The 19,566-nt window shown below is 42.5% G+C and carries 19 protein-coding genes and 1 other RNA gene; 17 read left to right on the top strand and 3 right to left on the bottom strand.

Features of this window, described 5'->3' with window-relative positions; all coding sequences use genetic code 11:
* Positions 1-32: 32 nt before the first annotated feature.
* Both ACN6MY_RS16575 and recU read right to left on the bottom strand, forming a co-directional pair.
* Positions 33-2,870 (bottom strand): PBP1A family penicillin-binding protein, encoded by a 2,838-nt coding sequence (locus tag ACN6MY_RS16575; protein ID WP_419881180.1) that lies wholly within the window; start codon positions 2,868-2,870, stop codon positions 33-35.
* A 32-nt stretch (positions 2,871-2,902) separates the two neighbouring features.
* Positions 2,903-3,514: a Holliday junction resolvase RecU gene (recU, locus tag ACN6MY_RS16570; protein ID WP_419881179.1), complete on the bottom strand. Its 612-nt coding sequence runs from the start codon at positions 3,512-3,514 to the stop codon at positions 2,903-2,905.
* Positions 3,515-3,663: 149 nt separating this feature from the next.
* Between recU and ACN6MY_RS16565 the strand changes: the two genes are divergently transcribed.
* From ACN6MY_RS16565 to ACN6MY_RS16550, 4 genes are all read left to right on the top strand, one after another.
* Positions 3,664-4,641, top strand: coding sequence for a DUF2515 family protein (locus ACN6MY_RS16565; protein WP_419881178.1), 978 nt, complete (start codon positions 3,664-3,666; stop codon positions 4,639-4,641).
* Between the two features lie 336 nt (positions 4,642-4,977).
* Complete coding sequence (locus ACN6MY_RS16560) at positions 4,978-5,253, top strand: hypothetical protein (RefSeq protein ID WP_419881177.1); 276 nt, start codon at positions 4,978-4,980, stop codon at positions 5,251-5,253.
* A 169-nt stretch (positions 5,254-5,422) separates the two neighbouring features.
* Positions 5,423-5,800: a YppE family protein gene (locus ACN6MY_RS16555; RefSeq protein WP_419881176.1), complete on the top strand. Its 378-nt coding sequence runs from the start codon at positions 5,423-5,425 to the stop codon at positions 5,798-5,800.
* An 81-nt stretch (positions 5,801-5,881) separates the two neighbouring features.
* On the top strand, positions 5,882-6,418 hold the full coding sequence (locus ACN6MY_RS16550; RefSeq protein WP_419881175.1) for a YppG family protein: 537 nt from the start codon (positions 5,882-5,884) through the stop codon (positions 6,416-6,418).
* 181 nt (positions 6,419-6,599) lie between these two features.
* Here ACN6MY_RS16550 and ACN6MY_RS16545 read toward each other — a convergent pair whose 3' ends face one another.
* Complete coding sequence (locus ACN6MY_RS16545) at positions 6,600-7,064, bottom strand: Hsp20/alpha crystallin family protein (RefSeq protein WP_419881174.1); 465 nt, start codon at positions 7,062-7,064, stop codon at positions 6,600-6,602.
* Between the two features lie 459 nt (positions 7,065-7,523).
* Between ACN6MY_RS16545 and ACN6MY_RS16540 the strand changes: the two genes are divergently transcribed.
* The 13 genes from ACN6MY_RS16540 to ACN6MY_RS16480 all read left to right on the top strand — a co-directional run bounded on the left by ACN6MY_RS16540 (position 7,524) and on the right by ACN6MY_RS16480 (position 19,326).
* Positions 7,524-9,770, top strand: coding sequence for a DEAD/DEAH box helicase (locus ACN6MY_RS16540; RefSeq protein WP_419884193.1), 2,247 nt, complete (start codon positions 7,524-7,526; stop codon positions 9,768-9,770).
* A gap of 42 nt (positions 9,771-9,812) precedes the next feature.
* Positions 9,813-11,090 carry a ribonuclease H-like domain-containing protein gene (locus tag ACN6MY_RS16535; protein WP_419881173.1) on the top strand — a complete coding sequence of 426 codons (1,278 nt, stop codon included), beginning with the start codon at positions 9,813-9,815 and terminating at the stop codon, positions 11,088-11,090.
* Between the two features lie 382 nt (positions 11,091-11,472).
* Entirely contained in the window at positions 11,473-11,943 is a 471-nt protein-coding gene (locus ACN6MY_RS16530) for a CotD family spore coat protein (RefSeq protein ID WP_419881172.1), read from the top strand.
* Between the two features lie 48 nt (positions 11,944-11,991).
* Positions 11,992-12,540, top strand: coding sequence for an SLOG family protein (locus tag ACN6MY_RS16525; RefSeq protein WP_419881171.1), 549 nt, complete (start codon positions 11,992-11,994; stop codon positions 12,538-12,540).
* Between the two features lie 109 nt (positions 12,541-12,649).
* Entirely contained in the window at positions 12,650-12,967 is a 318-nt protein-coding gene (gpsB, locus tag ACN6MY_RS16520; protein ID WP_419881170.1) for a cell division regulator GpsB, read from the top strand.
* A gap of 80 nt (positions 12,968-13,047) precedes the next feature.
* Positions 13,048-13,434, top strand: an RNA gene (gene rnpB / locus ACN6MY_RS16515) — RNase P RNA component class B.
* 218 nt (positions 13,435-13,652) lie between these two features.
* Positions 13,653-14,807, top strand: coding sequence for a THUMP domain-containing class I SAM-dependent RNA methyltransferase (locus ACN6MY_RS16510; RefSeq protein WP_419881169.1), 1,155 nt, complete (start codon positions 13,653-13,655; stop codon positions 14,805-14,807).
* 727 nt (positions 14,808-15,534) lie between these two features.
* Entirely contained in the window at positions 15,535-15,753 is a 219-nt protein-coding gene (locus ACN6MY_RS16505; RefSeq protein ID WP_419884192.1) for a DUF4272 domain-containing protein, read from the top strand.
* A 599-nt stretch (positions 15,754-16,352) separates the two neighbouring features.
* A complete protein-coding gene (locus tag ACN6MY_RS16500; RefSeq protein ID WP_419881168.1) occupies positions 16,353-16,658 on the top strand; it encodes a DUF4176 domain-containing protein in 306 nt (101 codons plus the stop codon).
* On the top strand, positions 16,655-16,996 hold the full coding sequence (locus ACN6MY_RS16495; protein WP_419881167.1) for a hypothetical protein: 342 nt from the start codon (positions 16,655-16,657) through the stop codon (positions 16,994-16,996). Before ACN6MY_RS16500 ends, ACN6MY_RS16495 begins: the two co-directional genes overlap by 4 nt.
* A gap of 51 nt (positions 16,997-17,047) precedes the next feature.
* Positions 17,048-17,578, top strand: coding sequence for a hypothetical protein (locus ACN6MY_RS16490; protein ID WP_419881166.1), 531 nt, complete (start codon positions 17,048-17,050; stop codon positions 17,576-17,578).
* A 1,188-nt stretch (positions 17,579-18,766) separates the two neighbouring features.
* Entirely contained in the window at positions 18,767-18,967 is a 201-nt protein-coding gene (locus ACN6MY_RS16485) for a cold-shock protein (protein WP_071351225.1), read from the top strand.
* 176 nt (positions 18,968-19,143) lie between these two features.
* Positions 19,144-19,326 carry a hypothetical protein gene (locus ACN6MY_RS16480; protein ID WP_419881165.1) on the top strand — a complete coding sequence of 61 codons (183 nt, stop codon included), beginning with the start codon at positions 19,144-19,146 and terminating at the stop codon, positions 19,324-19,326.
* Positions 19,327-19,566: the final 240 nt, after the last annotated feature.

Below are 19,566 nucleotides of genomic sequence, written 5' to 3'. Positions count from 1 at the left end.
CCGATGCTTTTTCTTTTAGTTCATGAAGTCTCTTAGTTTCCGGCAGCAGCATCTGGCTGGCTGTCAGGTCCTTTTCCAGGTTTAGGCTTAGGATTAGTATCTCCAGGCTTTGGTTTAGTGTCTCCAGGTTTTGGTTTAGTGTCTCCAGGCTTAGGATTAGTATCTCCGGGTGGAGTCGTCCCGCCAGAACCGTCGCCGGAGCCTTTGTCAGAACCAGTTCCGCCGCCGGTTCCATTATCAGAACCAGTTCCGGTTCCAGATCCATCGCCGGTTCCTGAACCATCACCGGTTCCATTGCCAGATCCAGATCCAGTACCACCGCCGGTTCCATTATCAGAACCATTTCCGGTTCCGGTACCGTCACCAGTACCGCCGGTTCCATTGTCAGTGCCAGATCCGTCTCCGGTTCCGGTTCCGGTACCGTCACCTGTACCATTATTATCTCCGCCCTGGTTATTATCTTCTCCAGGAGGGGTGGTTCCATTATCTGTCCCAGGTTCCGTTTGGGCGGCATCCGGGATTTTAACAGAGGTTGAAGCTGGATCGCTTCTTTGTCCGTCCGCAATGGCTGTCACAGTAAACGTATATTTGCTTCCTGGTGTAGGATTAGGTATTTTCAATCCTTTGTCCCCGGATTGTGATAATACCTGATCTGATCCGCCGTCTATTGAAACCTTCACTTCAAAATCGGCATTTTTGCCAGAATCATAGCCCCAATTAAGGCTAATCTCGTTCGCTGTCTGGTCAAATGATGCACTTAAACCAGAAGGAGCAGAAATTTTGTCATACTGTTTGGTAACTTGAGTAGGCTGATGGCCTTTTACGAAGTACTCATAGCTGATTTTATCGCTAGGCGTATAATCGCTAGCCAGCATTGGCGGATTTGTTCCTTTAACAACAGGAACCTTAACCACGCTGTTTGGCTGTTTGAAATCCTTTGTTTCCTTATTCTGTGAAACATGCTCCATCAGATTCTTAAAGATTTTCTTTGGAATCGTCTGTGATTGCCTTCCTACATAATCCTTTGTTTTGCTTGATGTGTCAGTATCGTAGCCTTCCCATACGGCAATTGTATAGTTGGTCGAATATCCGGCCATCCAGCTGTCAGGGACACCGTCAGAAGGGATATTATACTTTTGGCGGTCGCTGGCCTCAAAGTTGGTTGAACCTGTTTTGCCTGCGACATCCATGCCAGGCACATTGGCGAGGACGCCCGTACCGTAGCTTTCTTTTAAGACGCTTTTCAGCATGTCTGAGATGATGAAAGCAGTAGAATCCTTCATCACTGGTTTTGATGTGATTTTATTTTTAATTGTAGTATGATCTCTCAGTACAATTTTTGTTACAGTATGCGGTTTGTTATAAATGCCGCCGTTTCCGAATGCGCTGTAAGCACCTGCCAGCTGCATGGAAGAAATACCTTTATTCATGCCGCCGATTGCATAGGATTCATATATTTCAGGAAGCGGGATCCCAAGGCCTGTTGCAAAGCTTTGCGCTTTTTTCAAGCCAACCTGCTGGATTGTTTTAACCGCAGGGATGTTCAATGAACGTGCCAGCGCTTCGCGGATGGTCATTGTGCCATGATATGTGCCTGAAGCATTTTTCAATGGAGTGCCATTAGAAAAATGGTAAGGCTCATCCGTTATTTGCTGGTAAGTGGACCAGTTCAGATATTCCACAGCAGGCCCGTAATCTAGGATCGGCTTAATGGTGGATCCTGGCTGGCGCTGGGCATCTGTCGCGTAATTAAACCCGCGTGCCACTTTGGTGTTTCTGCCTCCGCCGATTGCTTGGATTTCTCCAGTTTTCGTGTCAAGGAGGGTGACGCCTGCCTGCAGTTTTTCATTTGGAAATTGGATGATTTCATTAGTATTCAGCATTTTATATAGATATTTCTGGGCATCGCGGTCCAGGGTGGTATGGATTTCCAAACCGTCTGTAGCGACATTATAATCTCCCATTTTTTCTACTTCTTTAATAACCTGATCGATGTAAGCATCATATGGTTTTGTGTTTTTTGATGTTTCACTCTTTTTCTTAAGTCCTTTTGCAACAGGAATAGCTTGTGCTTTCACCATTTGATCTTTGGTGATATAGCCATGCTTATTCATCAGGTACAGGACGACATTCCGCCGCTTCTCTGCAAGATCCGGGTGTTCATAAGGATTGAATCTGTTCGGGCTTTGCGGAAGTCCTACAAGAAGGGCAATTTCATTAAGCTTTAAATGCTTCAGATCTTTGCCGTAATAGGTTTTGGATGCTGTTTCAATTCCATTTGCCTTTTCGGAATAATAGATTTTATTCACATACATTTCAAAAATTTCATGCTTAGTATATTTTTGCTCGAGCTGGAAGGATAGCCACATTTCCTGGACTTTCCTTTTGATGGTCTTATCTGCTGTCAGATAAGAGCGTTTCACTACCTGCTGTGTCAGGGTACTCGCACCCTGTGAACCGAAGCCGTTGGTGAAGTTGGCGATGACCGCTTTGCCAAGGCGCAGGAAGTCAATGCCGTGATGCTTGTAAAAGCGTGCATCCTCTGTAGCCAAAACAGCGTCCTCTACTTGCTTCGGTATCTGGTCGTAGGTTACATAGTCGCGTTTCTCAACCCCGACTTCTTTAATTAACTTATTGTCTTTGTCATAAATCTTGGACGAAATTGGATCTCTTAAAAGCTTTTCATCGAGCTTAGGCGCACCGCTGACGAAATAGGCGAATGTTGCACCGCCTGCTATCATGCCAATTATCCCCAGTGTGATAAGGATGAGAAAAATCCGTTTGAAAAGGCCCCCGGATTTTTTTTTGCCTTTTTTCTGCGACTGGGCCTGTTTACGGCGCTCTTGTCTCGAATTATATTGTTCAGCCATTACAGCTACCTGCCTTTCTTAGTACAACAAATCTAAATTTTTCCGTTAAGGAAAGAATCTATTACTTTAATATAGTCAATTCTCGGCTGAAAGCCAAGCGGAATCTTAATTGAGCTATTTTGTACCTCTTCCTTGGATATAGACTTTCTGCCTCCTGATTCCATGCGTTCCCAGAAAATCACGAGCTGCGGTGCATCCATCATATAGATTTCATCGCTGGAGGAAAACCTGATAATGACAAAAGCAATGCCTCCTTGGTCTGTGACGCTTTTCATATGCCTGATTTGATGTTCGTGAAAATTTTTAAGCGGAAAGGAAGTGAGGCTTTGTGTTTCCTTAGCTTCAAAATCAATATATCTCCCTTTATACACACCATTATAGTCTGTAGTTGATGCCTGCTTGAAATAGGCCTCTTTGATGACGGCTGCGCTTCTTTTTGGATAATGAACATCAACAATCTGTACAGGTGTGGGTTTTTTATGGACAACAGCTATTCCATTAGCGAGATAGAATTCATTTGTGTCATTTAAATCATCCTCCAATGTCATTCCCCTGTTGCTGTAATTCGCCTTCTTCATTGGGTTGACCGCTGTTTTATCTGGCCCGGGAGTGAACCTTCGCCCGTTTGGATAATGAAATGCCATGAATGCCCCTCCTTTTTTCACTGTTCTATGATAGCAAAAAAATAGGGGGGATAGTGAATAATTCTACCCGCAACTTAAAAAGATAAGTATGAGAAATATCTGGAAAGCGGGTTTACTGCCTGAAATGTGCGATTGTGAGGTGCTATACAATGAATGGCCGCAGCCTTCCGCCCGATCTTTTGGACGATGAAATGAAGATCCTTTATAGAATAAAAGAGAGAACAGAAAAAGGGAATAGTGATAATATCTCAAGGACCAAAGCCTATAGTACATTTTTTTCCGTTCATCCTGAAATAAAATGGGCCTTTTTGGCTTCTATGGTTTCTAGGAATGCAGGATGGAATATTTGTGACCTTCAGGGATACTGGATGCCTAGAATACTGTCGCCTGAGTACAGGCATTCTTTATTTATGGCCTACGAAGAAGCGAACTGGCTCATTTTCCGGGACGCATTTCCGCAATTGCTTCTTTATCATTATTCGACGAAGCTCAGGGTGCCTTTGTTTCATTTAAGCAGATATTTCTGCATTTCAAGATTCATGGAAGAAGAATGGTTCCGATACTGGAGGGAGAGAGACGGCACGCGCCTCATGTATTCCCAAATTATAAACGAACAAAACTTGATAGAAGAGCCTGTTATAAAAAATAAGAATTTTAAGATTCCGGTTTTTCGTTCGCTGTTATTCAATATCCAGGATCATTTCCATTACAGCACCGTTCTTTTTCCTACTGTAAACGGAGAATTGTACGGGGCATCAGTTTCTAACTTCCGGAGGGCTGATGCAAGAATTGAACTGGGAAAAAGGCTTGCATCTATTTTATTTTCAAAAGATTTATTTCAGGATTTTTATCTATTTTCCTTGAAAACGGAACCGACTGGATCAAGATATGATTATGAACGTTTTTTTCCTTATTACAAGCTGAGGGAGACCCCTTTTTTAAGATTAGCCTATCCGCTAATCAGCCACAAAAATAGAAGCATCGGCCAATGGGACCAAAAAAGGAAAATAAAGAAAAGCTGGTTTTCTCCTCCTTCTATAACAGAGGAAGTTCTATTAACCAGCTGGTACAAAGAGAAGCAAAAGCAGCTTCAGGCCGCGATGGCTTTTGGCAATTTTCTGCTGTAAGAAAAGCGGCCCGAAACTATAATGATTGATGCTGCTTAGGTTGATGGACGGTCTGGACCGTTCAGCTTTTTATCACCATAGCCCTTTTGGCTATTTTTTTCAGGCTGATTCTTTTTAATTTCTTCTTGCTTGCTGTTTGTTTTATTCATTTTTACACACCTCCTATAAAGTAGTTTAAGTAAATCTGTCGACGTCCATTCTTCAGGTTTGTCGAAACAGCGAAAAATTTATGCTGATGTTACTTTCTTTGCCGATTAGATACTAGTTTTGTCATCTTGGAAGGGGTGAGGAGCCCAGGCAAGAATAATACATGTAAAGACTAAGGGAGGCATGGGCATGAACAATAAAGCGTCCGCTGAAGAAATTTTGTGTCTGATCGCTGCCATTTCAGATAGCCTGGATGAGCTTGAGCAAAGCATTGACGAAACAATTAATACAGAACGCTGCAGGCTGTGGAGCAATCAGTATAAGATGGTTCATTCAGCTCAGCAGCAATTAGAAAGAATAGAGGAAAAATGGAATACAAAAGGGGATACCAGCCAGTCATATTTAATGAAGGCGGAAAAATCAGGCAATCACCCATTGCTTGCTAATCCAAAATTAGGATTTTAAAACCATGGTGGGGATGGGGATAATGATGACCAGCCTAAGGTTTCGAAGCTTTTCCTTAATCCTTAAAAAATCTTTGCACCTTTAAAAGGGGATTCCGCAATTGTTATCCTTCCAGGGTGTTTTTTTTTGCGCGAAAAGATTATACTTTAATAAAAACAGAGGAGCAAGTATGCAGAATAAAAGAGAAATCCAGGAGCTGACACAGCAGCTAATAGGCTTTTGCCAGGCCGCCGACAAAATTTATGACTCGGTCCGGGAAGAAGGGGCAGAAAAAGATTTTTACGGGGAGGTTAAGCCCTTTGCTGATAAAGTACATCAAGCGGCAAAAGAATGGGTCATACAAATGAAGGAATGGATGAAATCCGAGTCCTTTACACACCTCTATCCCCAGCAGATTGAACAAACCGCAGACAATTTATCAGATGTAGCTGTACAGGCATTTTTTCCGAAAACCAGCTATAAAAGATTTAAAAGCCATGTCCAATCGATCCTGTTCATCCTTAATAACACATTATCCGAGATAAACGCAAAACTTTCCGGTTCTTGACCGGAATTTTTTGCTGCTCACCATTCCTCTTCTAATGTCATATAGTATATCAGCTAATGCCATAAGAAGGAGGATGGATCCATGAATATTATGGATCAAAGAAACAGCAGTGCGTATATGCCCAATCCTGGTTACTGGAATGAACCGCAGCAGCAAGCTATGCCTTATTACCAGCCAGGAAATCATCACTATTATAGCCCTTATCAGCATATGCCGGGGCCGTATGGCATGGGGGAGCAATACGGAAGCTATCATCCCTTTATGCAGCAGGCACAGCCAGCGATGCCTGTAAATGGCCATGCAGCCCCATATCAGCAGAACAATTTCCCGATGCATAATGCAGGACAGTCCTTCAGCCCATTTACAAACCCCCTGCAGCAGGGAGCAAAAAAAGCTCCATCAAGCCTGCAGCAGGCTTTCAATCCCAATCCTTATCCCAAACAGCAGTTCATGCAAAAACCACAATCTTCCGGGATAGGTTCGGTGCTGAATCAGTTTAAAACACAGGATGGTTCCATCGATATTAATAAAATGATGAATACTGCCGGTCAGATGATGAGCACTATGAACCAGGTATCATCCATGGTTAAAGGAGTCGGCAGCATTTTTAAAGTATAAATAACCAGCCAGCGCCATAAATAGCGTCCTGGGTTTAAGGCGCTGTCACGGCAGGCAGGGCTGTTAGCAGCGGAAAATACAGTCCGATAATTGAAAGGGAAAGCAGTGTGAAATCCTGCTTTCCCTTTTTCTTTATCATTCTAATAGGCAATGCCCTTGAAAAAAACTCCAGCACTTACTCTTAATCGTTAATGCTGATGCGGTTTCCCTTTATTTTTGGAACATTTATGATGAGGATTCCATCTCTATGGTTTGCACTTATTTTGGTTTCATCGAGAGGAAGAGGCAAATTTACGGTTTTAGACATTCTGTTAAAGCTTTGTCTTTTACGGAATAATCCCTGTGTTTCATTATGCTCAGTCAGGCTCTGTTGGTTTTTTACAGAAATCACGACTGCCTGTGAAAGTATTTCTATGTCAATATCCTGTCTCTTAACCCCGGGAAGTGTGGCAGAAATTTTATATTCGGTATCTGTTTCCGCTACTTCTACTGGAAAAGAACGATCTGAGGCGAAAAATTCATCCATGGACTGCAAAAATCCTTTAATTGGCCTTTCTGTAAAAAGCCGATCCATTGAATTAACAAAGCCTGTAACCATTTCCCTATGCAGAGGCTCCTTAGGTTCTTTTTTTTCAGAAGATGACAAAACAAACGCCCCTTTCTAAAAATTTCTCTACAATAGCCTATGCACAGGTGCCGAAAAAGTGAATCAGTTCTTTGATTTTATAAATTTATAATGCTGATTTTAAAACGGCTGTCAATTGCAGCGGGATTGCCGGGCCAGGCAGCCGCAGGGAAAGGCGCTTTTTATTAAGTTAGGCTCTTTTCTTAAAGCTTGTTGTTTTTTAATGAGCTCTGTGAGGCCAACAGGCTGGTTGGAGCGTAATATGCGAGACTACTGCTTAGATTAGCGGGGAGGTGATACCCCGCAGGCGCAGGCGAGGTTGCTCACCGCCCGCACCGCAGAAAACGAGCATCCTGGAGCGGAAATCAGCCACCTTGTTTCATAGCAGCAAAGTTTACGAAAACAGCGTTATGTTAAAACAAACCGCTAGGCAGCCAAACAAATATTCGGTACACTATTTATAGAGGTGGCTCCAATATGATAAAAAAGAAATCACTTTCAGAGTTAATTGAAGAACTAAGACATAATGAAAATATTATAAATTGGCATGAAATCGAGCCGCAGGAAGCGAAAAGCCGGCCGATGCCCCGAAGTATAGACAGCAGGATCAAGAATGCCCTGCAAAAGAGGGGAATAAGCGAATTATACAGCCACCAGCATACTGCCTATGAAACACTTCAAAATGGCGAAAATATTGTCGCTGTAACTCCAACGGCATCAGGAAAAACACTTTGCTATAATCTTCCTGTATTGCAGTCCATTGCGGACAATGATGCAAATAGGGCCCTATATATATTCCCGACTAAAGCACTGGCACAGGATCAGAAAAGTGAGCTGAATGAGATTATTGATGAAATGGGAATAGACATAAAAAGCTATACCTATGACGGCGACACTTCACCTGCTATCAGACAGGCTGTCAGGAAGGCAGGACATATTGTTATTACTAATCCTGATATGCTTCATTCAGCTATCCTCCCGCATCATACAAAATGGGTAAGCCTTTTTGAAAACCTGAAGTACATTGTGATAGACGAGCTTCATACGTACCGGGGAGTTTTTGGCAGCCATGTGGCAAATGTGATACGCAGGCTGAAAAGAATATGCAGCTTTTATGGCAGCAGCCCTATTTTCATTTGCACATCCGCCACAATAGCAAACCCGAAGGAACTGGCCGAACAGCTGACAGGAAATCCTATGAGGCTGATAGATGATAATGGTGCTCCAAGAGGAAGAAAGCATTTCGTGTTTTATAATCCGCCTGTAGTCAATAAGCCATTAAATATTCGAAGAAGTGCTACGGCAGAAGTTAACAATCTGGCAAAAAACTTTTTGAAAAATAAAATACAGACGATCGTTTTCGCCAGAAGCAGGGTGCGCGTCGAAATTATTTTAAGCCATATACAGGAACTGGTTAAGGACCAGCTCGGCTCAAAATCCATTAGAGGCTACCGCGGAGGCTATCTTCCGAAGCAGCGGCGCGAAATTGAACGGGGTTTAAGGGATGGAGAAATCCTTGGCGTCGTCAGCACGAATGCACTGGAATTAGGGGTTGATATCGGGCAGCTCCAGGTTTGTGTTATGACAGGGTATCCCGGAAGCGTCGCCAGCACATGGCAGCAGGCTGGCCGTGCAGGAAGGCGCCACGGTGAAGCTCTTATTTTGATGGTCGCGGGCTCATCGCCGATTGACCAGTATATTGTGCAAAATCCGGAATACTTTTTTGACCGGTCACCAGAATCAGCAAGAATCAATCCGGAAAACCTGATTATTTTAGTGGATCACTTAAAATGCGCCGCATATGAACTTCCTTTTAAAGAAGGAGAGGGATTTGGGCCGATGGATGTAGCCGATATTTTGGAATACCTGGTTGAAGAAAGAGTTCTTCACCATAATGGCGAAGCCTTTTATTGGGCTAACCAGTCTTTCCCCGCATCAAATATCAGTCTGCGTTCAGCATCACAGGAAAATGTTGTGATCATAGACCGCACGGTAACGAATGATGTGAAAATTATTGGTGAAATGGATCGCTTCAGTGCCATGACATTATTGCACGATGAAGCCATATATCTGCATGAGGGCGTCCAATACCAGGTGGAAAAGCTGGACTGGAATCATAAAAAAGCCTATGTTACGGAAGTGGACGTAGAGTACTATACAGATGCAAATCTGGCGGTGCAGCTAAAGGTACTGGAAATCGACAAAACGGTTCAAAGGGAAAAAACGGCAGTCCATTATGGTGATGTAACGGTAAATGCCATGCCGACCATTTTCAAAAAAATCAAGCTTACCACCTTCGAGAATATTGGGTCTGGCCCGATTTCCCTGCCGGAGGAGGAACTGCATACGAGTGCAGCATGGCTTGAGCTTGAGGAAATAGATCCTGGGTTAGGGGAAAAAACCATGGAACAGCTCCTGCTTGGAATTTCAAATGTTCTCAGGCACGTCGTACCCATCCTTGTCATGTGCGACCGGAATGACATTCATGTTGTCTCGCAGATTAAGGCTTCCCACAGCCAATTGCCGACCATTTTTTTGTATGATCATTATCCAGGAGGCATTGGACTGGCAGAAGACGTCTACAAGCGTTTTGACGAAATAAAAGCCGCTGCTAAGAATTTAATTGTAAATTGCCCATGTAATGACGGTTGTCCGTCATGCATCGGCACGGAAATTGAAGGGATCACTGCAAAGAAAAAAAGCATTCAGCTTCTGGATGCTTTTTAAAGGAAACAAACGTGCAGCTTTCCCGCTTAAGAGGTGATAAGCATGAACCTTAAAAATAAATTGAATATGATGAAGAGTCATTTGAACCTGGAGCAAAATCAAAATCAGGCAGTGCATAGCGAAAAAAGGATTCAGCCACAAATGCTCCCGGAAAATACAGACATCCCCTTTTTAGAAAAATGGAAGAATAACAGCACAGAGCTTTACACATTGGACGGAAATTACTGCTTTATCCGTGAAGTCAGGTATCCGCTAACCCATAAACATGGCAACCGCACCTTCTTCGAACTGGAAAGCGTAATAAAAGAATGGAATTCTAGTGTTCTGGAACATCCGCTTTCAACAAAGGGTTTAAGTATGGAGGATTTGTTTTTCTTTGATACAGAAACAACAGGCCTTGGGGGAGGTGCCGGTAATACCATTTTCCTTCTGGGTTATGCGTATATCCGGGACAATGAAGTGATCGTCCGCCAGCATATACTGCCTGAGCCAGGAAGCGAAATACCGCTATATAACAGCTTCCTTGAAAACATTAATTATGAAACCCTTGTTACGTATAATGGCAAAGCTTTTGACTGGCCGCAATTGAAAACCAGGCACACGCTGATCAGGGAGCACGTTCCCAAGCTTCCCGAATTTGGCCATTTCGATCTGTACCATGCTTCCAGAAGGCTTTGGAAAAATAAACTGGAAAGAGTCAAGCTATCCGCAGTAGAAACAGAAATCCTTGGATTTGAGCGGGAAAACGACATACCAGGATACCTGGCTCCCATGATTTATTTTGATTTTGTTGAAAGAAAGGACCCTGATATTTTATTCGGGATTATGAAGCATAATGAACTGGACGTGCTTTCTCTGATTACGCTTTATATACAATTGTCCCGCCAGATCCTGCAATTGGACGGGTATGGCGAGGAATCTCTGGAAATTGCACGTTGGCTCGATCATCTTGGTGAAAAGAAGGACGCCCTCCACACGTATCAGCAGGTGATTGAAAAAGGAAGCAATGAGGAACGGATTACAGCCCAGCATGCGATTGCTTATCAGGAAAAAAGAAAGAAAAGCTATGACTCGGCCTTTGAAAAGTGGTCTGAGGTAGCTCTAAAGGGGAAAACGCGACAAAAAATTGAAGCTGCCATTGAATGCTCGAAGCTTCTTGAACATCAGTTCAAAAATCCTGCCGAAGCGATAGGCTTTGCCGAATTGGCGCTGAAAGCCCTGAAGGAAACAGCGGATATGAAAATGGAAGCTGTCCATCGTGCCAAAATTGAAAAAAGACTGGACAGGCTGAAAACAAAAAAACGTCAGTTATCTTCCTGAACTGCATGTCTTAATCTCCATATTTTTTATTTAAAAAGCGGACACTGCCCGAAAGCTGATCCGCTCTTTTTTATGTTCCATGCTTATGAAAAATTTTCCTGATATTCTGCCTGATATTTTTGTTGAAGGCGCTTAATTTTATGTGTAAAATGGAAAATTGTATGGTATATAAATTACTAAAATATAAGGACGGAAAAACATGTACAAAGCTATTTTGGTTTTATTTTTTGTTGTAATATGCCTGACGGCTATCGTCTTTTCATCGATGAAAGACAGCTTTTATTCCTTTTTATAAATTATTAGGTTTTTGACCAGTTCAGATGTACCCCTTTTCTCATAGTCTGTTATTGTAATCGAATTAAGACGAAAGGGGAAAAATTATATGAGTTTTTTCAATCGAAATAGCGGCGCTAATAAACCGTTCAAAGGTGCACCGTACGGTCCAGGCCCAATGGGACCCCAAGCAGTAAGTCCGGCGGAATATGGCCCAGGCCCAATGATGCCCGGCCCGATGATGCCTGGAGGTATGGGCCCAGGTCCGATGGGACCTCAAGCAGTAAGCCCGGCAGGATATGGCCCAGGCCCAATGGGTCCGCAAGCTGTGAGCCCGGCGAATATTGGACCTACTAATGTACAGCCGCCAATGGTCTCACCGACACAGAATTTTGTAAATACAAATGTTTACAAGACTGTTGTGCCTCACATTCATCCAAGCCACACTACAACGGTCAACAAGCATCTTTTCCAGCATCAGCATTATTTCCCGCATACGGCTTCAGTAGTAAACGAATGCTATAACCAGCAAATGATCTGCGGCAATCCGTGCCCGCCGCCACGTCCATTTGGCTGCTAATGCTGCAAGGGCTTAATTGCCCTTGTTTCTTTTGATAGGGGGATTCCGGTGAAGGTATTATACATAACAGGCTATAAGCCGTTTGAATATGGGATTTTTAAAAATGATCATGAAGGTGTAAGATATATAAAGAAAGCAATTATGAATCGATTGCTTCCCCTTGCAGATGAAGGCCTGGAATGGGTGATTATTTCCGGAACACTCGGAACGGAGCTGTGGGCAGCAGAAGTTGTTTTTGAACTGCAGGAGGAGTATGAAAATCTAAAACTAGGTGTTATTACCCCTTTTTTAAAGCAAGAAGATAAGTGGAATGAAAAGAACCAGGAATATTACGGACAAATTTTATCGAAAGCTGATTTTGTTGACAGCATATACAGGACAGAATATGAAGGGCCGCAGCAGCTCAAGGCGAAAAATCTGTTTATGGTAAGAAAAAGCGAGGGCATGCTGATTATTTATGATGAAGAAAGAGACGGTTCCCCTAAGTACGCCTTTCAGGAAGCAAGGAAGCACCAGGATGCCAGCAGCTATGAGATTATCCAGCTCACGTTTGACGATCTGCAGCAGGCGGCAGAGGATTTAAACTGGAATGAGTGATTTTCTGCGAACATTTGGGAAGAATTAGAGAAGTATCGTTGACAAATCTTAAGAGATTTGAAAAAATAATAAAAAGTCGATGTATGGCGAAAGTATTGAGGTGATTCTAATGCTGTCTGATAAGATAAAGCTGACTGCAAAGGATATATTGGAGAAAGATTTTAAAACGGCAATGAGAGGTTATAAGCCTGAAGATGTTGATCAATTTCTGGACATGATTATAAAAGATTATGAAATGTTCTATCAGGAAATTGAAGATTTAAAACAGGAAAATGCCAAACTGAAAAAACAGGCCGATGATGTTTCAAGGAGGCAGCCGCCGCCACAGACATCTCCAGGTGCTGCTCCAGGGACAACCAATTTCGATATCCTTAAACGGTTATCCAACCTGGAAAAACATGTATTTGGAAGCAAGCTTTACGAATAATTCTTTTTTTTGAGGAATTATTTTTTATTTACCATTGATGTTCGCATTTTTAATTGCTATAATGATTTCTGTTATGTTAAACGTTCGGGTAATTGCTGCAGCATTTAATGCTGTAGAGGAAAGTCCATGCTCGCACAGGCTGAGATGCCTGTAGTGTTCGTGCCTGGTGAAAAAATAAGCCAGGGCAGCAGGCGACTGCTGACGGCCGGGAAAATGCCTAAGTTCTCTGGAATATGGCATGAATACCTATAAAAGTGCCACAGTGACGTAGCCTTTCCAGAAATGGAAAGGGTGGAACGAGGTAAACCCCACGAGCGAGAAACCCAAATTATGGTAGGGGCGCTTTCTTTCTTGGAAATGAACGAGGAGAAGGACAGAAGCGCATGCTTCTGTAGATAGATGATTACCGCCGAAGTACGAGACGAAGGTCGCTTGCAGTACTGAGGAACAAAACATGGCTTACAGAACGTTTTCATATCAAAACAACGAATAATAACTCTCCTTGGTGCAAGGAGGGTTTTTGTTTTGCTGTCTGCTGCATGAGCAAAATATCGAAAAGATGTGCGATGCATAATTGCAGGCTTGAAACAGCATGATTAAGACTCAAAAAAGGATATACTATGATATATGACAATATAGACTGGAAAATGGATAGTAATATTTATTGAAGAGAGAAGGTGCTGAAATGAAACAATACGATATTATCGCGACTTCAGCAATGGGCCTGGAATCAGTAGTGGCAAAAGAAGTACGAGATCTTGGCTATGATTGCCAGGTGGAAAACGGGAAAATCATGTACAAGGGTGATGCTAAGACGATCGCACGCTCAAACATGTGGCTGCGAAGTGCAGACCGCGTCAAAATTAAGGTTGGAGAGTTTAAAGCCACATCTTTTGATGAATTATTTGAGAAAACAAAGGCTTTAAGGTGGGAAGACTTTCTGACTGCTGATGCCGAATTTCCAGTCAGCGGAAAATCCGTGAAATCGGCTCTATACAGTGTTCCGGATTGCCAGGCAATCGTGAAAAAGGCCATTGTCGAAAGAATGAAGAAGCAATATAATCATGTTTCATGGTTTGAAGAAAATGGCCCATTATATAAAATTGAAGTTAGCATACATAAAGATATCGCGGTCATCACACTCGACACAAGCGGCGCTGGATTGCATAAACGCGGCTACAGGTCAGGGCAGGGGGAGGCCCCTCTTAAAGAAACCCTTGCTGCTGCATTAATCATGCTGACCAACTGGAACCCTGATAAGCCTTTCATAGATCCATTCTGCGGTTCAGGAACGATACCTATAGAAGCAGCCATGATCGGGCAAAATATCGCACCAGGCTTCAACAGGGAGTTTGTCTCTGAAGAGTGGCCGATTTTTGGGGCTGAGGTATGGGAAGAAGCAAGGCAGGAAGCGGAAGATCTTGCAAAGTATGATCAGCACCTTGATATTTCCGGATATGATATTGACCATAAAATGGTAGAAATAGCCAAAGTAAACAGCTTTGAAGCAGGATTTGCCGATTTGATTTCTTTCAAACAAATGCAGGTAAGAGACCTTACAACTAAAAAGGAATTTGGCGTGATTGTCGGAAATCCTCCATATGGTGAAAGGATCGGGGAACAAAGGGCTGTTGAACAAATGTACAAAGAAATGGGACAGGCTCTTTCTAAGCTTGATACTTGGTCCATTTATATGATTACTTCGCATCCTGATTTCGAAAAGTTTTATGGTAAGCAGGCAACAAAAAAACGCAAGCTTTTCAATGGATTCATCCGGACAGATTACTATCAGTATTGGGGAAAGCGCCCTTTTAGAAAATCCAGTATTGATAAGGCTTAAGGACCAAAAAAGTATTCTGTAGTTGGCTATTAGCAATATTTTGTTGACCACACTCTTTATTTTAAATAGGGGTGTGGTTTTTTGTTGCTTAAAGCTATAAAGGACTTCATGGAAGAAAAGAAATTCAGGAATTTATCTAAATACACCTTGGACAATTATTCAAGAAACTTAAGGATGTTTTAAATTACTGTTTAGATCAATCAGTCATCCATACGAAAGAAGTCACAAAACAACATGTTAAGCAAATTTCTAATACATTGACAAGCAGAGTCGGGATATATTAATTCAACAATTAATAAAAAAAACCGTATTCTCAAAGCACTTTTTAATTATTGGGTTGACGAAGAGATTATTGAAGATAATCCTACTAAAAATTTAGGCAATCAAAGGAAATTGTTAGAATTGAGGTTCCTTCAGATGATGAAGTAAGCTGCTTATTAAGTTTTGGGAACGTAAAGGTTATAAATACGGAGAGTGTTTACCAACTAGAAATAGAATGCTAATTATCTTCTTCATTTCAACAGAGGCAAGTAAGGGGGAGGGAGTTAAACGGGAAGGCGTGGAAGGGCTGGTAGAGCGGTATGACATTTGCGGTCATCAATCTAAGGAAGAAAGAGCCTTCATAGAAGATCCCTCCGAGCGGGCATGACCGCATTCAATTCACTTGGAGGTATGAAGGCTGCTGCTATGGGTGTTTGGGTATACGAAGCTCGGGTAGCCAGATTCGATTTGTGATGTTCCGTTCGGGGTTACACAGCTTTCCGAGCGGACTGCAGAACAGTTCGTTGGGGATGCGGTTCTGCGGTCCCAAAAAGTGATAGACGATGAGGCAGACTTGATTCCAAGGCTGCACAGGGCCGTCCGGGATGTGCAGATAAATGAAGGGGAAATCCCAAGGGGACTCGACCCCGGGGGCGTCCTCGTAAGGCACCAAGCCCTGAACTGACTCATCCGCACCGACCAAATCTGAGATGATATAGCTGTAAACACCTGAAAAAAGCCGCGGATCACATCATCCCGGCTTTTTTGCTGTGAGTTGCAGGGAAAGGGGGATGGGCCCCTATTTCCCGATAAAAAAGGGTTTGAATAATTAGAATGATGGGTAGGTCTTAGGTGTGTTACTGGTGATATATGCCATGAAAATATATAGGTAATAGGTGAGGTGATAGTTTGATTATCACATTTTTCCATAAATGCATGTAGTTGTTTGAATAAAAGGCTCGGGTTGCGTTAGCCGTTCCGGTGCAGAAGCTAACGGGAAGGTGCTGACTGCAAGTGCCAGTGCAGGCGTCGATTCCGGCTCAGTGGGTATAAGCGCCAAAGCGGCGCTGGCAGAGGGTGAAGTATCCGGTATTTTCGGCGTACCATGGACTAATCTGAACATAAAGGGAACTGTCGGAGGATTGCCGGAAGTGTCGGCGGGGAGATTAAGGTTGGCAAAGAAATCGTAGTGGACTTAAGGGCCTTGCTTGGTGTTAAGGTCGGTATTGGTTTCGAATGGCAGAAATAAGGAGTTAATTTAAGCACGAGAGGAGCACATAGATTATGTCAAAGGATTTTAACTCATTAGAACTTGAGATTGGGAAAGCGCTTCTTCCGATAGGAAGTATCGTCGAGACAGAGATTGTTCCTCAGGCATTGATGATTTACGGACGGAAGCAGCAGCAGGCAGACAAGAAGACAGTCTGGGATTATGTGGCATGCCCGTACCCCCAGGGACATATAGGTGAGGAAACCAATGTATTCTTGAATCATGACCAGATTGGCAAAGTTGTCTTCAGGGGTTTTGAGACTGAAGGCGAAAAGGCACTGAGACAGCAGCTTAATGCCATTTTTAACGAATCAAGATGAATGCATTTGTTAAATGGTTTATAGACCCGTATACTACAGCCGCATCAGAAATGAGGCTTCTGGCCGGCCGGAAGAGGCAGGGCGGGACCGATGAAGAAAAGCAGCGAATTGGACAGCTGATCACATTTAACCTGGCATTTATCATCTTATTTTCCGTTTTTCTGGCAGCAGCCATCATTTATCCGGTCATATCCCTCGTTATGGGGAATTGGTACGGATTTGGCATCTGGGTCATTTCCATCCCCATGATGCTTCTGGCAAAGGCGGTCTACAAGAACAGGTATTTATCGAGAAGGGACGCTTTCATCAAAGGCGACCCGGATTTGATTAACCGATAGCAGGCTGTGAGCCTTCTGCACATATTACTGAGCCAGAAAGGACTATTCATCGTGAAATACTTATCATTTTTACTTATCATTGGCCTGCTGCTTGCAGGATGCAGCCGTGCAGGGTCGAGTACTGAAAAGAAAAAAGAACTGACTAAAAAAGAAAAACAGGAAATCATACTTGAATTCGTCAATAAAGATACAAAGAAGGCGTCCGATTATGAAGTAGAGGCGTTTCAATCCCTCGGATCAGTATCAGGTGAAAACTATACAAACGATAAAACCCTCTATGATGAGCTTGTAAACAAAACCATGCCTGCTTATAAAAAGGCCGTCGATGCAGCTAAGGAGATCAAGCCCAGGTTGAAGGAGCTTGAGCGCCCGACAAATAAAATTGTCAAGGCTTCTGAAACCTTCTATAAAGCTCTTCAGCTCGAGAAAGAAGCACTGGAGAAAAGTGATAAGGGAATCATTCAAAAGTCCAATGCCAAGATGAAAGAATATCAGGATATGATTGCAGAATATCATGCTGATATGGAGAAAATCACCAAAAAATACAAGGTTGATTATGAGCCGGAAAAAACACAGCCATAATGTAAATCAATAATAAAGCGCAGTCCCCCGGGGGACTGCGCTTTAACTTCAGTAAGTTTCGGAAGGTTGTCGGAACCCTTTCGGAAGTTATGAAGGTTTCGGAAGGCGGGTGCGAATTCGAGATGCAGGAGTGAGAAAATAGTAAACTTAAACAATACTTCTAAAACGTAAAAATGCGCTCTAAGCTTCTGGATTGTTTCAGGTCAGCAGGGCAATACACCAAGATTCAACGAGGAAATAAAACGGAGTATTTTTTTTCGATTATCCATTCAATAAAGCAGGCGTGGGACCGAAACAAGACAGAAATTGTCTTCACTTTACGTAATGGAATGGACTGCAAGGAAATCATGAAGAAGGATTACGTATTCAAGGAATATTCTTGTCACCTTTTTTCAAACTGAGAAGCCTCCAGAACTTAAAACGTATCCGAGCTTGACCTGATGCGTTATTATCGCTTACATAAAAGGATTTAATATCTTCTTGGTCTCTTCAACCTCTTATAATGGTGACTGGATCTTTTCCAGTTTGGTAATCCGCAGTTTAATCCTACCCTTCCCTTTAATCTCCTCTGCACGTCCCCACTGCCTGAACAACCACTATTCTTCATTGAGGGTGATAACAATGAGAGCAAGAGATAAGGCCATTATAGAGGCGTTAGAGAAGCATTATTAAGGGATCACATTGCAGTGATGTTCTATAGCCATTTAGCAGCCACAAACGAATGCAAATCATGCGTTACTGAGATTGAAGAATAGGGGATATATCGAATGTGTCAGCAATACACTTGATGGATTCATCCGGACAGATTACTATCAGTATTGGGGAAAGCGCCCTTCTCGAAAATGATTTAGCAAATTATAGGAAAAACAGGAGAAAAGAAGCAGATTAGTCTTTTATGAAACATCAAAAGAGGACATTTTCTTGTATCGGCAGGACAATGGTCCTTCCTTTAAGGAAGTTATGGTTTACTATCATTGAAAATCATGTTCGCGTTCCTTTTTAGTCTGTGATTTTCCGCTTAGCCGCAGGGCCGCGCACTTGCTTATCTTTTCCTTTTCTGTTATTCTTAATAAGAATTATTTTTGTTCGGTATTAGGAAAATAAGTTATTATAACTTTCTTACCTTAATATCATTTTGAGCAAGGATATTAATACAATGTGTGGTTATCACACTAGGAGGCAACAACAATGGAACAAGGTAAAGTAAAATGGTTTAACGCAGAAAAAGGTTTTGGTTTCATCGAACGCGAAGGCGGAGACGATGTATTCGTACATTTCTCAGCTATCCAAGGCGAAGGCTTCAAATCTCTTGACGAAGGTCAAGACGTTACATTTGATGTTGAACAAGGCCAACGCGGACCTCAAGCATCTAACGTACGTAAAGCTTAATAATAGTATTCCAAAACAGGCCCTTTCTAGGGTCTGTTTTTTTGGCTGCCCGTAAAACCAGGCTGGGATCCATATATGTCCTATATCCACTTTCCTTAGATACATACCGTATAAAATGGCGCATTGATGCATATGATATATGTATGACTGTGCTATAGGGGAGAGTGTACGGACTTATGAATAACTGGAATAATATCAATAATTTTGAAATGATTTCGAAGGCTTTGTCATCTTCGTATGAAAACATAAAGGTAGATCAAAAAAACTCATTGGGGCTGACAAAATTAATAGAAGCTGAAAAAAATATGTTTCAGGCTTTAACTTTTCATCTTCAAAATGATGGAAAAATAGAAGATTAGCTTAAAGTTTTGTTTAAGCTTGGTTCTTCTGCGGAAATCAAACAAGCTGAATGGACAGTGCCTCGGAATATGGGCTATTGGCTGCGCAGGCATATTGCTTCTGCATGCTGGTAGGCTTTTTTCTTTTGGCTAGAAATAGCGATGCCCAAATCAATGGATGAGCCTGTAGTCCATGCAGGGTATGTTTCTAAATAGTTGACGGAGACACAAAAATAAAGGATAATTTACTTTTGTTTATAT

This window comes from Peribacillus sp. B-H-3 (assembly GCF_048572925.1).
Lineage (GTDB): Bacteria > Bacillota > Bacilli > Bacillales > DSM-1321 > Peribacillus.
Note: the sequence above shows the minus strand (reverse complement) of the source record. Positions and strands in the feature narration are given on the sequence as shown.

Coding starts and splice junctions, on each gene's coding strand:
- ACN6MY_RS16530 (WP_419881172.1), top strand. CDS start 11,473: ATGAGTTTTTTCAATCGAAATAGCGGCGCTAATAAACCGTTCAAAGGT.
- ACN6MY_RS16560 (WP_419881177.1), top strand. CDS start 4,978: ATGAACAATAAAGCGTCCGCTGAAGAAATTTTGTGTCTGATCGCTGCC.
- ACN6MY_RS16550 (WP_419881175.1), top strand. CDS start 5,882: ATGAATATTATGGATCAAAGAAACAGCAGTGCGTATATGCCCAATCCT.
- gpsB (WP_419881170.1), top strand. CDS start 12,650: ATGCTGTCTGATAAGATAAAGCTGACTGCAAAGGATATATTGGAGAAA.
- ACN6MY_RS16480 (WP_419881165.1), top strand. CDS start 19,144: ATGAATAACTGGAATAATATCAATAATTTTGAAATGATTTCGAAGGCT.
- ACN6MY_RS16495 (WP_419881167.1), top strand. CDS start 16,655: ATGAATGCATTTGTTAAATGGTTTATAGACCCGTATACTACAGCCGCA.
- ACN6MY_RS16555 (WP_419881176.1), top strand. CDS start 5,423: ATGCAGAATAAAAGAGAAATCCAGGAGCTGACACAGCAGCTAATAGGC.
- recU (WP_419881179.1), bottom strand. CDS start 3,514: ATGGCATTTCATTATCCAAACGGGCGAAGGTTCACTCCCGGGCCAGAT.
- ACN6MY_RS16485 (WP_071351225.1), top strand. CDS start 18,767: ATGGAACAAGGTAAAGTAAAATGGTTTAACGCAGAAAAAGGTTTTGGT.
- ACN6MY_RS16575 (WP_419881180.1), bottom strand. CDS start 2,870: ATGGCTGAACAATATAATTCGAGACAAGAGCGCCGTAAACAGGCCCAG.
- ACN6MY_RS16510 (WP_419881169.1), top strand. CDS start 13,653: ATGAAACAATACGATATTATCGCGACTTCAGCAATGGGCCTGGAATCA.
- ACN6MY_RS16535 (WP_419881173.1), top strand. CDS start 9,813: ATGAACCTTAAAAATAAATTGAATATGATGAAGAGTCATTTGAACCTG.
- ACN6MY_RS16500 (WP_419881168.1), top strand. CDS start 16,353: ATGTCAAAGGATTTTAACTCATTAGAACTTGAGATTGGGAAAGCGCTT.
- ACN6MY_RS16565 (WP_419881178.1), top strand. CDS start 3,664: ATGAATGGCCGCAGCCTTCCGCCCGATCTTTTGGACGATGAAATGAAG.